This window comes from Schaalia sp. lx-100 (genome assembly GCF_021083625.1).
Classification (GTDB): domain Bacteria; phylum Actinomycetota; class Actinomycetes; order Actinomycetales; family Actinomycetaceae; genus Pauljensenia.
Genome location: NZ_JAJNRP010000002.1, coordinates 217,670 through 231,620, shown reverse-complemented (window position 1 = coordinate 231,620; position 13,951 = coordinate 217,670). Strand labels below are relative to the sequence as shown.

At 47.8% G+C, this 13,951-nt stretch carries 9 protein-coding genes; all 9 read right to left on the bottom strand.

What is annotated here, in order from left to right:
- Positions 1-230: 230 nt before the first annotated feature.
- Positions 231-1,460, bottom strand: coding sequence for a signal recognition particle-docking protein FtsY (ftsY, locus tag LRP54_RS02430; protein ID WP_231234829.1), 1,230 nt, complete (start codon positions 1,458-1,460; stop codon positions 231-233).
- Between the two features lie 42 nt (positions 1,461-1,502).
- On the bottom strand, positions 1,503-1,826 hold the full coding sequence (locus LRP54_RS02425; protein WP_231204822.1) for a hypothetical protein: 324 nt from the start codon (positions 1,824-1,826) through the stop codon (positions 1,503-1,505).
- A gap of 127 nt (positions 1,827-1,953) precedes the next feature.
- A complete protein-coding gene (gene smc / locus LRP54_RS02420) occupies positions 1,954-5,541 on the bottom strand; it encodes a chromosome segregation protein SMC (protein WP_231234828.1) in 3,588 nt (1,195 codons plus the stop codon).
- Between the two features lie 65 nt (positions 5,542-5,606).
- Entirely contained in the window at positions 5,607-6,065 is a 459-nt protein-coding gene (ndk, locus tag LRP54_RS02415; protein ID WP_231204818.1) for a nucleoside-diphosphate kinase, read from the bottom strand.
- Positions 6,066-6,143: 78 nt separating this feature from the next.
- On the bottom strand, positions 6,144-6,890 hold the full coding sequence (gene dhaM / locus LRP54_RS02410) for a dihydroxyacetone kinase phosphoryl donor subunit DhaM (RefSeq protein WP_231234827.1): 747 nt from the start codon (positions 6,888-6,890) through the stop codon (positions 6,144-6,146).
- Positions 6,891-6,892: 2 nt separating this feature from the next.
- Positions 6,893-7,522 (bottom strand): dihydroxyacetone kinase subunit DhaL, encoded by a 630-nt coding sequence (dhaL, locus tag LRP54_RS02405; protein ID WP_231234826.1) that lies wholly within the window; start codon positions 7,520-7,522, stop codon positions 6,893-6,895.
- 10 nt (positions 7,523-7,532) lie between these two features.
- On the bottom strand, positions 7,533-8,525 hold the full coding sequence (gene dhaK / locus LRP54_RS02400) for a dihydroxyacetone kinase subunit DhaK (protein ID WP_231204811.1): 993 nt from the start codon (positions 8,523-8,525) through the stop codon (positions 7,533-7,535).
- A 227-nt stretch (positions 8,526-8,752) separates the two neighbouring features.
- Positions 8,753-10,429, bottom strand: coding sequence for a bifunctional folylpolyglutamate synthase/dihydrofolate synthase (locus LRP54_RS02395; protein WP_231234825.1), 1,677 nt, complete (start codon positions 10,427-10,429; stop codon positions 8,753-8,755).
- Between the two features lie 206 nt (positions 10,430-10,635).
- Positions 10,636-13,923 (bottom strand): isoleucine--tRNA ligase, encoded by a 3,288-nt coding sequence (ileS, locus tag LRP54_RS02390; RefSeq protein ID WP_231234824.1) that lies wholly within the window; start codon positions 13,921-13,923, stop codon positions 10,636-10,638.
- Positions 13,924-13,951 lie beyond the last annotated feature (28 nt).

Below are 13,951 nucleotides of genomic sequence, written 5' to 3'. Positions count from 1 at the left end.
GTGAACATACTGTGCTCCAGCCTATCGCACACTGGTCTTAGGTGAAGCACCAGAAAGTAATCTGTCGGAAATTAAGTGCGCTTACGCAAGATTCCTCATAGCGCAGCCATTATCCGTGCACGCTCCTCTCCATAGAAGATATGAAGAAGTTCATGAGGTTTTCCGTAAGAGAACTTAGAAAAAGCGCAACTATACGGATATACGGAGGAAACAGTTCTATCCAAAAAGAATTATTCCCCAACAATTGCTTCAACAAACCCCCGCGGATCAAATGGCGCAAGATCATCAACGCCCTCACCCAGGCCAACAAATTTGACAGGCACCCCCAGCTCGCGCTGAACAGAAACGACAATTCCACCTTTTGCTGAACCGTCAAGTTTCGTCAAGACAATGCCTGTTACTCCGACAGCTTCAGCAAATACGCGTGCTTGAACAAGTCCATTTTGTCCTGTTGTTGCATCGAGCACTAAAAGCACTTCATTCAGCGGAGCAGCTTTTTCCATCACGCGACGTACTTTGCCCAGCTCATCCATTAAACTTGCTTTATTTTGTAGGCGGCCAGCGGTATCAACAACAACAACATCAACACCACGGTGAATACCTTCATGGACAGCCTCATATGCAACTGACGCAGGATCTGCGCCTTCACGCTCAGCAGAAATCACGTCCACACCTACACGTGATCCCCATGTGCTCAACTGAGCAGCCGCAGCAGCTCGGAAAGTATCAGCAGCTCCTAATAAAACACTGTGGCCTTGCGCCACGAGGATACGTGAGAGTTTACCAATAGTGGTTGTTTTCCCTGTTCCATTCACACCAACAACAAGAATAGTGGCAGGTAATTTTTTCCCATCGCTTACTCGTTCATCAATATGGAGGCTTCGATCAAGTGCCGGGTCAACTACCTTTTCTAGTTCTTCAATCAGCATGGAACGCACCGTTGCACTATCGGTTTTTCCTTCCACACGGACGCGTGTGCGTAAAGCGTCCATCAGTTCTTCTGTAGCAGAAAAACCAAGATCAGCGGATAAAAGCGTATCTTCGAGTTCTTCCCAGTCCCTCTCTGATAGATCCCCGCGCGACAAAACTGAAAGCAGAGCTTTACCGATAGCACCCGAACGTGCAAGACGACCTCGTAAACGTTCCATGCGGGAAGGAACTGATTCTGGTTCTTCAGTAGGAGTGAAGATTTCTTCAGGTGATGCAGACTTTTCTTCATCACAATGAGCAGATCTGCTTTCCGCGTCCGTTTCATCTATCGGTTCGTCGACGTTTATCGTTATCGATGAGGTAGGAGTAGTTTGTGCAGTACTACTCCCCTGCGTAGGAGCGCTCTGATGCTGTTGCGCGTGATTATTTTTTTGACGATACGCAGAATAAATCCAGAGAAAAGAGCCGACTAGAACAAGTAGAAGAGCAATTGCGATTAACACGTAAAAAAGAAGGGAGAAGGTGTCCATACGTACATCATCTCCCACAGACAGCAAATTGCACCACTGGGATCACGAACGACGCACATTCCTATATGTTGTTTCAAGCCTGTCAGCGACTTGTTCAAGTTGTTCATATCCTGGTATTTGTGTGGCATTTAAGTAGGCCGAACCAGTTTCAGCTTCTGTACTCCACACAGAAGCTAGTGATGTGCGCCTCGTCTCAACGTCTGTCGATATTTTTGGCGCATGTTTTAACGAAGCAAAAGCACGACGCAGTATTGCATGCCACTCATTGATCGAATGGCGACGTAAAACCATGACAGCAAGCATGATCCCTGCAAAACCAAAGAAAAGCAAAGGAATAGCGAGCATCTGAACAAAGAACCCCGACATGTTTACATGAAAGCATTCTCATCTGCTTTTTTCCTGCATGACACGCTTCGTAATCATTTCGTTAAAAGAATCTCGCAGCTAGGCCACACTTCAACGATCGAATCCGACAGCTGCCCCTTTTGAATAATTAGGCTGTGCGATGTGTTTCATCCACCTGTTTTAATCGTTGCGATACGACCCGTGTCACTCCTTCACGCATTGTGACACCGTATAAGGCGTCTGCGATTTCCATTGTACGTTTTTGATGGGTCACAACAATTAATTGGCTGGTTTCTTGAAGCTGACGAAATACCTCAATCAGACGTGACAAATTCACATCATCAAGGGCAGCTTCGACCTCATCCATCACGTAGAAAGGTGACGGACAGGCACGAAAAATTGCCACAAGAAAAGCCAAAGCTGCCAAAGAACGTTCACCACCAGAAAGCAGCGAAAGTCGTTTAACTTTTTTTCCTGCAGGGCGAGCTTCAATTTCAATACCCGTGGTCAACATATCCTCAGGATCAGTCAATACCAAACGCCCCTGTCCTCCGGGGAAAAGAGTAGAAAAAACAGATTCAAATTGTTCCGCAGTTTCATTCCACGCGCGAGCAAAAGCTTCCTGAACAAGACGATCAACGTCACGAACGATATCCAATAAATCGGCTTTTGATTTCTTTAAGTCTTGGACTTGCGATACTAAAAACTCATGACGACGAGTTAAAGCTTCATGTTCTTCTAAAGCTAATGGGTTCACACGACCAATTCGTGTCAGTTCTTTTTGTGCTCGTTCACGCGCATTCTCTTGTTGTTGACGCACATAAGGAACCATTTCCACAGATTCACCTTCTTGGGGTGGCTCTGCATCAAAAGAATGGTTTCCTTGAACGAGGTACGCCGGAACCAGGATATGCGGACCATACTGTTCAACAAGCTCATCACTTTCGCATCCCAATTCTTCAAGGGCACGCGCTTGCACATGTTCAAGGCGCATACGCAATTCAGCACGAGCAATTTCATCACGTTGAGCAGCCTCACGTAATTCATTTTCTTGTATATGACACTCCGACAACTTTTGACGGTAACGCGAAATATTTTCTGATATGTCACTGCGTTCCTTCGCTAATTGGTCACGAGCACAGGTCGCACGCGATACCGTCATCTGAGCTGCCTCAATTGCATGTTCAACACGCACAATCACTGAACGAGTATGATCTAAAAGGCGTTGGCGTTTACTTTCACGACGACGATAATTCTCATGCTCCTCACGCATTCGCGCAGCACTTTGCCGTAAATGCCGCGCACGCGCCTGTATTTGTCGTGATTGCTCTTCTAAAGCACGTAATGTCAGTTTTGCTTGTGTTTCATTTTCCCTGGCAGAACGCGCTTCTTGCGCGGCACTTTCAGCCATTTGTTGCACATGTGTGACATCTTCTGGTGGAGTAAGGGCAGAGGCCGCTTCCACACGTATACGCGCTTCTTCCACACGTTCATGTGCCCACGCTACTTGGTCATCCGCTCGCTGAGCAATGGAACGAGCACGCTCAGCTTCAGCTGAAGCCGCTTGCGCAGCTGACATCAATCGCGCACGTTCCTGCGCAATTTTCGCACGTTCAGCATCCTCCTCACGTAAGGCACGTAAAGCCTCATTCGCTTCTTTCACGTAAAGATCTAAAATCTCGTGAGCTTCAATAAGGCGCGCTGCAGCCTGCTTTTCTCGTTCGTGAGCGGCCGTTGCCTGAGCAGCAGCTTCATCATAGTGAGCACGTAAAGCTAAAGGAGAGCTTGTGGCTTGGCCTTGCCCAGTAACCCACCATTGGCTCAGGCAATCACCGTGTTGTGTCACAACTGTACGCACATCTTCACGTTTAAGTAGCTGTGCGGCTTGTTCAAGGTCCTCACAGATTACAGCACCTTGCAGCATCTCCATTACATACGAGTAAGCCACCGAATCAACGTGAACACATTCAATCGCCCAGCGCGTTCCATGCGGTAAATCAGGCTGAGGTGTGCTGTGTCTTTGCGTGCTAGGAACGCTACGATTAGCAATCACCATTCGCATACGTCCCGTTGATTCTTGATGACCACGCCGAAGCTCGTCAATAGCCACTGCAAGCGTATCCGCAAGCACCGCATCAGCAAAAGGAGCTAATAAGGCAGCAATCGCATCTTCATATCCGGCTGTGATACGCAAAAAAGTAGGGATATCACCCATAATTCCTGCGCGTCCAATCAAATGCGCTGTTGCATCGTGTGGTGTGAGGGACTGTGCTAAAGCATCTCGACGTGACTGCCAATGTGCCCTATCTGTACGCGCTTCACGTTCTTCAATAAGGAGCGTATCAACCTGAGCGCGTGCCGCATCACGTTTTTCAATTGCGCGCGTGTGAGCATGTGCCGCAGAGTTTTCATCTGCGTAAACAGATTCCTCCTCCTGGGGCGGGATCTGCGACTGTGTTTCTTCTTGTCGTGTAATCGCTTCACGAAGAACCGTATGTGCGCGTTCGGCTTCTGCTTGAGCTGCTTCATATCGTGAACGAGCTGACGCCATATCGCCTGTCAGACGCGCTATTTTTTCCCGATAATCTGCTAACGCACGATGAGCTTGAGCTAAACGCTGCGCCTTATCATTTTCTTCAGCTTCACACAATTCCTTCGTACGAGTAGCTTGGAGGAGTTTTTGTCGTTGTGCTTCTACTTGTTCAAGTAGTTCCGCGTCTTCTTGACTTGCTTTACGGGCACGTTCTTCCAAGTCATGTGGGTCATCGCCTACAGGAGGATCATACGCATCTGAATGAAGCGCAAGGCGTTCTTGTGCGGCTAGCAGTGTCGCCCCTAAACGCTCTTGTAAGGTCATAGCGCGTTGCCATGCTTGTGTTGCCCGATCAACGGCGGGTGCAAAGTGCGCTTCGGCTTGTTCACATTCGCGTAATTTTTCGCTCAGTTGCGCCGTTTGTTCTTGTAATTGTGCGAGGCGTAAACGGGTTGCCTCATTGTCACCATTATGTGCTTCGAGTTGTTCACGTGCACGCATGATGTCATCGGCAAGGAGGCGTGATTGTGCGTCACGTAAAGCTGCGTGAACACGATGCGCACGACGCGCAGCTTTTGCTTGCCGAGCAAGAGGGCCAAGTTGCCGGTGGATTTCATGAGTCACATCCAAAACGCGCACAAGATTAGCATCCATGTCGCTGAGTTTTTTCAGTGCGCGTTCTTTTCGACGGCGGTGTTTGAGCACTCCTGCTGCTTCTTCAATAAATGCTCGTCGTTCTTCAGGAGTCGAAGACAGGATTGCATCGAGCTGTCCTTGTCCAACAATGACGTGCATTTGTCGGCCCATACCAGTATCTGACAAGAGTTCTTGTATATCTAAAAGACGGGCAGGAGCATTGTTAATGGAATATTCTGAGCCGCCACCTCGAAAAAGAGTACGTGAAATTGTCACCTCAGAATATTCAATGGGGAGTAACCCGTCAGAGTTGTCAATGGTCAGTTCCACTTGTGCGCGCCCCAATGCAGGGCGTGTGGATGTACCCGCAAAGATCACGTCTGACATCTGTGCGCCACGTAGTGTTTTGGCGCCTTGTTCGCCCATCACCCATGCAAGAGCATCCACGACATTTGATTTTCCTGAACCATTAGGACCGACCACGCAGGTGATTCCTGGTTCCAAACGCATCGTCGTTGTGCCGGCAAAAGATTTGAAGCCACGCAAAGTCAAAGTTTTGAGGTGCACGCCACAAGAATAATGCTCCCTGAGCTTTTTGTAGAGTCAGGGAGCAAAATGTTGAGGAATTTCGCTTAATCGTGGAACACAAGTTCAGGGAACCACAAGCCTATCTCGCGTTCTGCTGATGTTGGCGAGTCCGACCCGTGGACAATATTGAATACGGAAGATCCGCCCCAGTCTCGTCCTAAATCACCACGAATAGTCCCTGGAGCTGCCAGTGTAGGATTTGTTGCGCCCATGAGATTACGGATTCCTTCAATGACACGATCGCCTTCAACGACACATGCAACAAGTGGTCCTGAACTCATGTATTCCAAAAGATCTGGGAAAAAGTGTTTTTCTCGATGTTCAGCATAGTGCTCAGTTAAGAGAGCAGTACTTGCTTTTTTAATTTTCAGGCCTTTGAGGACATAGCCTTTTGCTTCGATACGGCGAAGCACCTCTCCTGTGAGGCCTCGGGCATAACCATCTGGTTTTACAAGAAGCAGTGTGTGTTCTTTTTGAGGGTCAAGTAAATCCGGTGTGGGCATATTTTTGCCTTTCCTGAGTAGGTGGCTGCGCGTATTCCCATAGATTTTCTATGGGAATACACGCAGCCTTTTGTCGGTTTATGTATCGGTGTCGTGTCCTTCAATATGTCGAACCAGAGCAGTGACAGCGACTTCAGCATCGATGCCAGTTGCTTTCACCGTTACAGTCTGTCCTTGTCGTGCGCCAAGGGTCATAATTTCGAGAACGGAGGATGCATCTGCCCCATCAACGAAAGTTTCTGCATCGAATGTCGAGGCCAGACGAGCCAAAAGTGCGGCAGGTCGTGCATGTAATCCTTCAGGATCTGCAACTACCGCTTGCGCAGTGATAGGTGCAGGTTCATCAGTATTTACAGTTTCATCTGGCATCCCCTTATTTATGCAGGGCGATACGGAATTCGAAAAATATTTTGGTGTTTGCGGTTTCCATTGTGATGCCGCTTGACGTGCAGCTTCAACAACTTTATCTAAGGTGTCACCGATTTGCGCACGTACTACCGCCGCGATTGTTCCTTCGACAAGAGGCGCATCAACCAAAACAAGCTTTTCAGGGGTATCTGACATTTCAACAACAGATTCTGCTGTCATTGTTGCCGACCCTAGATCGGTGAGGATAAGGACTCCGCCATCTACTTCTTCACTCACATGTGAAAGTGCCGTGTTGATTGCCATGTCAATACGATCATATGAGGTGCCAAGTCCGTTATCTTCACGGCCTCCAGCCGGCAGGATATGCACGTTAGGAGCCATTTGAGCTGCAAGTTCAGCAAGCCCCTGCGCTAGTTGCATACTGTGGCTGACCAGAACAAAAGAAACACATGCCATTTTTATTCCTCTGTTGCTGCGTATGCCGCGTTCAGAATAAGGGCAGATGAGACGGCTCCCGGATCTAGGTGTCCGATGGAGCGTTCCCCAAGGTAGGATGCGCGTCCTTTTGTTGCTTGCATAGGTTGTGTATCCGCTGCTCCTTGGTGTGCTGCTTGAGCTGCAGCTTTCAAGGTTTCCTGTGGGCTTTGCCCTGCTTCGGCGGCTGTCCGTGCTGCTCGCACAGCGGGCGCCCATGCATCCACCATTGTTTTTTCGCCTTCTTCTGCTTTGCCTCGTGCTTGAATACCTTCAAGTGCGGCTTGCAGGAAAGTAACAACTGTGTCTGCTGTTTGTTCATGCGGATCTACAGCTTTTGCTGCACGCAGGAAAGCTGTACCGTATAGAGGTCCTGCTGCCCCTCCAACGGTTGACATCAGAGTTTTCGCTACGATTTTCAGGACTTCTTGAACTGTTTGCGGAGCTTCATTTTCAAGCACTGATATCGTATGAGTAAAACCACGATCTAAGTTTTCACCATGATCGCCGTCACCGATTGCTCGGTCAAGATCGATTAAATACTCACGTTGAGCAGCAATATCAGCTTGAACATTACGCATCCATTTTATCGCCCATGTTGTGTCAAGCGTCATATACATGTCCTTACTTCCAAGCCGGCGTATGAACCGGCGCATCAAAGAGTTCTAGCAGTTCTTCATCAACTCGAAGCAAGGTAACAGAAACACCTGGCATCTCAAGGCTGGTGACATAGTTACCGACCATTGAGCGTTCAATAACAATTGAATCGGCTTCAAGTAGCTCTACTAAACGCCGATGACAAATGTACAGTTCGCTAGAAGGTGTCCCGCCCATACCATTAATGAGGGTAATGACTTTTTCGCCTGCTTTTAACTCAAGATCATCACGAACTTTTCCGTAAAGTTCAGCAATTAAGTCATCAGCAGATTCCATGTGTCCACGACGATATCCTGGTTCCCCGTGGATGCCAATGCCTAACTCAATTTCATCATCAGCTAAATCGAAAGAAGGCTTTCCTGCGTGAGGAACAGTGCATGGACCCAATGCGAGTCCCATCGAACGCATCTGATCGTTGACCTGCTGAGCTATACGTGTCACTGATTCAAGATCATCACCACGTTCTGCTGCAGCACCGGCAATTTTTTCAACAAAAATTGTTCCAGCAACTCCTCGACGTCCTGCTGTATATAAAGAATCTTCTACAGCTACGTCATCATTAACGATGACAGTTGTCACGGTGATATCTTCCATTTCCGCCAATTCACTAGCAGTTTCAAAGTTCAACACATCACCGGTATAGTTCTTGACGATATGCAAAACACCTGCCCCATGATCTGCGGCTTTTGTTGCTTCAAGAATTGGATCCGGTGTTGGCGAGGTGAAAACTGCTCCCGGAACTGCTGCGTCAAGCATTCCAAGGCCAACATATCCTGCGTGTAATGGTTCATGACCTGAACCGCCACCGGAAATAATGCCAACTTTTCCTGCTTCTTTCGGAGTCTTGCGGGTAACAAAGTCGGGATCAAAATGAACATCAACGAGGTCAGCATGTGCGTGCGCAAATCCTTCAAGAGTTTCTTTCACGACATGGTGAACATCATTTACAAGCTTTTTCATATTGCCTCCTCGCAATCGTGTGAGCTATCTACTCACAAAGACGTACTCTAATAGTGTCACTGAGGGAAGTATCCCACCTCATGAACACCATGAACATTTTCTCTTTTTAGTGAACACATACTGAACATCTGAAACATTTATTTCATAATTTATTCGTTTATAAGAGAAATATATCCACAACACGGCAAGGAATGCAACAATTCTTTACATAAAACAGTAAAAAGCTTTTACTTACCTTTGCGCGCCTGAATCATATCAATCACATGACCAGCCAAAACAACAGATCCAAAAACAACAACACCAGCGCTATCAGCAGGATCAGTTGTAGATTCTGCAATATGAACCGCACGATCAATTGCCTCGACCAAATCATCATGAACATCCACACGATCCGGACCAAAAACATCAACAGCAATACGTTGCATATCTTCTAACTGCATCGCACGTTCACCATCCATAGGGACAAGAACAAGATGATCAAATACCGGCTCAACCTCAGAAAGAATACCTTCCACATCCTTGTCACCCATTGCAGAGAAAACTCCAACAATTCGACGGAAACCAAAAGACTCCTCTAAAGCCTGCGCCAATACATGAGCTCCGCCAGGATTATGAGCAGCATCCACAATAATGGTCGGTGAACTACGAATAACCTGCAGACGCCCCGGTGATGTTACCTGTAACATGCCATCTTCCAAAAGACGTCCATCGATAGCACGGCCCCCAAGAAAAGCCTCAACAGCTACAATCGCAGCAGCAGCATTATGAGCCTGATGCTGTCCCAAGAGCGGAACAAAAACATCTTCATATACCGCTGAAGGCGTACGCACTGTTACCAGTTGCCCACCCACACCAAGCTGACGATCAACAACCTCATAATCTCGCTTTTCCACCCGAGCTACAGCATCCACTTCCCTAGCACGGGCCAGTAGGATCTCCAAGACCTCAGGATCTTGCTCGGCAATTACAACAACTTGACCAGGTTTGATGATACCGGCTTTCTCGCGGGCAATATCACAGATATCAGTTCCCAACCATTTTTCATGATCTCGCGAAATAGAGGTAATGATACTGACATCCGCATCGATCACATTTGTTGCATCCCAGCGTCCACCCATACCTACTTCAATGACTGCCGCATCAACCGGATAATCAGCAAAAGCTGCCAAAGCCATCACAGTAAATACTTCAAAAAAGGACAAAGTGCTTCCACCATTGTCACGAGCGCGCGCATCCACCATATCAATGTAGGGCGCTACATCCTGCCAGGCTGCAATAAAACCAGCAGGACTTATCGGCTGATTTTCTAAACTCAAACGTTCACGTACATCACGCAGATGAGGTGAAGTAAAACGCCCCACTTTCATTCCTGCCGCACCAAGTAAAGCATCGACCATACGCGACGTTGAAGTTTTCCCATTCGTTCCCGTGATATGCACACTCGGATACGTATTCTGCGGATCTCCTAAGATATCAAGAACCGCCTGTACACGCGATAATGTCGGGTCAATATCGTGTTCAGGGGCGCGCGCAATCACCGACTGATAAATCTGATTCACTTGTTCCATCAATGCAGCATCTTCAGCGGCCGCATCTAAAGCTTGAAGATGTTCACGTTCTTGACGATCAGCCTCAATATCTTCTATCCATTCTTCACCTTCAGGAAGTTTTCCTTCAAGTTCAGCTAAAAGCTGCGGATCTGAACCGATAAGCAAAGAATTTTCCACTAAAGCACGTAAAGCCGCCGCACGCACCGCATCGGATTCGTCTTCGGATTGAATCTGCGATTTTTCTTCATCAGAGTTAGCACGAGAAACTTCAAGGTACGGGAGGAGATCTAAAGGAATATTTCCCTGTGACTCCTGCTCGTCATTACCGAAAAAAGCAGGATGCTCGTTCGCCATTACGTCCTCCCAAAATTTCTTCTCTTTCCTTCCCATAGTTTAGTGCTATCCCTACCTCAGAAGTATGTGAAGAACAAAAACTCAAAACAGAAGATAACCTGTGAGGAAGAAAACGAAAACTGGGGGCTGCCTTATACAGGCAACCCCCAGCCCATAGCCGTTATATGCACATGAAGTACATAAAACGCTCACATGTCATTGCAGCCCTAGCAAGGGGCAACACTCACAAATAAACGTTCATCCTCGACTTCATGAATCGTCACAGACACAGCTAAAGTTTCCCCTGCGATCATGTCCTGCCAGGTACGTACAGCTTCCACGCGAGCGGAAGGCACTTTCAAGGTCAGATCAATACGATCAGCAATATGCAGCCCACTGTTCTTACGTTCTTCTTGAACCGCACGAACAACGTCACGCGCATACCCTTCGTCTTCAAGCTCAGGTGTCACAGTAGTGTCAAGAGCGACAATAGATCCATCTGGAAGAACCTGAGTAACCTGCCCTTCAACAGCATCAACACGTATCGACACGGAGAACTGGTCACCTGTCAAAATCACAGGCCCATCCAGTGTTTCCACACCCGGGAAAATAACCCGCTCGCCATCATCGCTCAACTCCCACTGCCCTGCTTTTTGAGCAGCATACAGCGCTGAAGTGTAACGACGAATAGCCGGATCAAATCCACGTGGATTCAAAGAAAGCTCGTTAGAAACGACCAAACCAGATTCTTCCGGTACGACAAAATTGACAGACTTGACATTCACTTCACTTGCTACCAGATCAGCACACTGGCTCAATGACTCTGCCATTGGTGATACCACCACAAGAGAAGCTAAAGGCTGGCGGACACGTAAAGAATGAGTTTTACGCAAAGCATGGGCAGCTGAAACCACAGCACGCACCATATCCATGGTTTCTACCATATGTGGGTCAGATACGGTCTGAGGCAAAAGAGGCCAATCCGTCAAATGAACAGATTCACCACCGGTTAGGCCTCGCCATATTTCTTCTGCCAGTAAAGGCGCAAGTGGCGCACTCACCTGAGTCAATACGACAAGAGCCGTGTACAGTACGTCAAAAGCTGAAGGATCTTCATCCCAGAAACGCTGACGCTGTGTACGCACATACCAGTTTGTCAGCACATCCAAATACTCACGAACATACTCACACGCAGCCCCAATGTCATACACATCAAGAGCTTCACGTACATGGTCAGCCAAATCTCGCGTATGTGCAAGCAAATAGCGGTCCATTTGCGCCAGCCCCGCAACAACCTGCGGATCTGAAAGATCAAGAGTATGGGCTTCATACCCTTTATTTCCATTTGCAGCACCCGCATACAATGCGAAGAAATAGTAGCTATTCCACATAGGAAGCAATACCTGACGTACCGTGTCACGAATAGCATCCTCAGTAACGACGAGATTACCGCCACGTACTACCGGCGAACTCATCAAAAACCATCGCATCGCATCAGATCCATATGTGTCAAAAACCATCGACACATCCGGATAATTACGCAGTGATTTACTCATCTTCCGCCCGTCATCACCAAGGACAATACCGTGGGACACACAGTGACGGAATGCCGGTCGATCAAATAAAGCCGTCGCTAAAACATGCAGAACATAGAACCATCCACGAGTCTGGCCGATATATTCCACAATGAAATCACCCGGATAATGCGATTCAAACCATTCTTGATTTTCAAAAGGATAATGAACCTGAGCAAAAGGCATTGACCCTGATTCAAACCAGCAGTCCAAAACGTCAGGAATACGACGCATCATTGATTGCCCTGTCGGATCGTCAGGATTAGGACGAACCAAAGTATCAATGAAAGGACGATGCAAATCAGTAACAGGAACACCAAAATCAGCTTCAAGCTGAGCAATCGAACCGTACACATCCACACGTGGATATGTTGGATCATCACTGACCCATACAGGGATAGGAGCACCCCAGAAACGGTTACGTGAAATAGACCAGTCCCGGGCACCAGCTAACCAGTTCCCAAAAATACCATCTTTTGTATGTGCTGGAACCCAGTCGATTTCTTGGTTCAGTTCAACCATACGCTCACGAATAGCGCTCACTTTAACGAACCACGATGAAATGGCTTTATAGATGAGTGGCTGACGGCAACGCCAGCAATGCGGATATGAGTGAACATAGGATTTTGTTTGTACCAAGAGAGCACGAGCACTATCAGATACTCGCGCTAACGGTCCTGTCCCCTCGCGTAAATCTGTCACAATACGCTTATTGGCTTCAAAAACCTGTATTCCCTCATAATCATGAACTTCTGAAGTAAAACACGCGCCCTCATCGACAGGAATAACAGGAGAAATCCCCGCTTCCTGACAGACAATCATGTCATCTTCACCAAAAGCTGGGGCAATATGCACCAGACCCGTACCGTCCTCAGTTGAAACATAATCACCGGTAATAACTGTCCAGCCATTAGGTCCGGGAGCTGCACCTACCGCGCGTGAATCCTCATTATCAAAATAGTCAAAAATAGGATGATAACGACGGCCTGCAAGATCACACCCCTTAAATTGAGCAAGGACCTGTGGTTCGTCCCCCAGTTCCTTCGCATATGCTTCAAGGCGAGCCTGAGCTAAGACAACACGCTGACCAGCAACAGGCGAGGACTGATCCGCAGCTACCTGCACCACCACGTAGTCAATATTCGGACCTACGGCAACTGCAAGATTAGAAGGTAAAGTCCACGGTGTTGTTGTCCAAATCAACACCAACTCACCTGTATCACTATCTGCAAGTAATGGCTCTGTTAAACGCATACCTACCGTCACGGTAGTGTCTTGACGATTTTGATATACGTCGTCATCCATTTTAAGTTCGTGATTACTTAAAGGAGTACGATCATGCCAGCAATAAGGCAAGACACGGTGCCCTTGATAGGCCAGACCCTTGTCATACAGTGTTTTGAAAGCCCAAATGACTGATTCCATATACGTGATGTCAAGGGTTTTGTAGTCATTATCAAAATCAACCCACCGTGCTTGACGAGTCACATAACGTTCCCACTCATCGGTGTAGTGCAGAACAGAGCGACGACATGCCTCGTTAAAAGCTTCAATACCGATTCCGCCCTCACGGGTAATTTCGGTGACATCATCAATGCCAAGGATTCGCTGTGCTTCTAGTTCAGCGGGTAAACCATGAGTATCCCAACCAAAACGACGTTCTACATGCTTACCTCGCATACTCTGGTAGCGGCCTACAACGTCTTTCACATATCCCGTCAGGAGGTGACCGTAGTGAGGTAAGCCATTAGCAAAGGGCGGACCATCGTAGAAAACGAATTCATTTGCCCCGGCCTCTCCCGCCACACGCTGTGCAATGGACCGACGGAAAGTGTCCTGAGCTGCCCAAGTTGCAAGGGTGCTCGTTTCAAGTTGAGGGAATGAGGGAGCTGCCTCAACCTCAGTTTCCCTATGGCGTGGGTAATATCCGTGCTTCGTCATTGTGTCCTCATGTCTGCATTACACACAG